The sequence below is a fragment of the Kitasatospora sp. LaBMicrA B282 genome, from assembly GCF_050325825.1.
In the GTDB taxonomy this organism is placed as follows: Bacteria; Actinomycetota; Actinomycetes; order Streptomycetales; family Streptomycetaceae; genus Kitasatospora.
The window spans coordinates 1-1,292 of sequence record NZ_JBNQTI010000364.1 but is presented as its reverse complement, the minus strand read 5'-3'; the positions used below and the strand labels follow the sequence as shown (position 1 = coordinate 1,292).

Below are 1,292 nucleotides of genomic sequence, written 5' to 3'. Positions count from 1 at the left end.
ATCCGGAGCGGCCGGGGCGCCGGAAGCCCCCGTCGCCGGGGCACCGGGCGTACCGGCCGCCGGAGCGGCGGGAGATGCGGCGCCGCCGGGCGCGGCGGTCCCGCCCGCCGAGGCCGACGCGCCGGCCGTGGCGTTGGCGGGCGTCGCCGACAGGGAGACCTTGGCGGTGGCCGGACCCTTGCCGAGCTGCGCCACCCCCGTCACGGCGAGCGCCGCCAGGGCCACGGCGGCCGCACCGGTCAGCAGCTGTCGCCGCCGCGACCAGGAGGCGGGGCCCCGCGGTGGCGGCGTGCTCGGGGAGGGATCGGACGGCTGGACGGACGAGGACATCAGGCTGCTCCTGCACACGGTGACGATGCAGCAGCAGCCTGGCAGTCACGCAGGTCACCGCGGTGGCCGGTTGCGGAACTGTGACAAGACACCCAGCCGGCGGACAGCGGGACCGGGAGCGGCCGAGTACGGCCTGCCGCGTCCGGGGCAGTCGACCCCGGCCTTCCCGGCCGCGGCAGGCCGGGTTCCACTCCATCGTGCCCGGAGCGGATCGCCAAGGAGTGCCGCCCGATTCATAGGGTTCTCAGAGGTACGCGGCCCTGGTGCCGCGCTCGGTGCCCCTCCCAGAATTTGACGCGATGTCGTCAAGCGCGGGTGGGCGTCCCGCCACAGCCCTGGGGCGTCCCGGTCTTCGAGGAGCTCTCCGTGTTCATCGACCTGTCGGCGTTCACCGAACGCGTACGTCCGCACGTGCAAGGCCTGTTCCGCATCGTCGTCGCCCTGCTCTTCAGCTGCCACGGCGCCGCCTCGCTGTTCGGCGTGCTGGGCGGCGCCCACGGCCGCAGCCTGCCGGTCGGCCAGTGGCCGGGCTGGTGGGCGGCCCTGATCCAACTGGTCGGCGGCGTCCTCGTGGTGCTGGGGCTGGCCACTCGGCCGGCAGCCCTGCTCTGCTCCGGGTCGATGGCCTACGCCTACTTCACCGTGCACCAGCAGCACGCCCTCTGGCCGATCCAGAACGGTGGTGAACCGGCCGTCATGTTCTGCTGGGCCTTCCTGACGATCGCGGTCGGCGGCCCCGGCGCCCTCGCCCTCGGCTCGGTGCTGCGCCCCCGCCCGGCGGCCGCGCTGGTCCCGCCCAGGTCCCCGCAGGCCGTCGCCCGGTAGCCGCAAGCCGTAGCCCGGTCAGTCCCACGGCCCGGACCGGGCCCAAGGGGGGGGGGGGGGGGGGGGGGGGGGGGGGGGGGGGGGGGGGGGGGGGGGGGGGGGGGGGGGGGGGGGGGGGGGGGGGGGGGGGGGGGGGG

The 1,292-nt window shown here is 76.9% G+C and carries 1 protein-coding gene and 1 pseudogene; one reads left to right on the top strand and one right to left on the bottom strand.

Features of this window, described 5'->3' with window-relative positions; translation table 11 throughout:
- Nucleotides 1–330: pseudogene (locus tag ACQRUO_RS39455) on the bottom strand (hypothetical protein); the annotation flags it as partial.
- Between the two features lie 366 nt (nucleotides 331–696).
- Between ACQRUO_RS39455 and ACQRUO_RS39450 the strand changes: the two are divergent.
- Entirely contained in the window at nucleotides 697–1,155 is a 459-nt protein-coding gene (locus tag ACQRUO_RS39450; protein ID WP_428321004.1) for a DoxX family protein, read from the top strand.
- The last annotated feature ends 137 nt before the right edge of the window (nucleotides 1,156–1,292 follow it).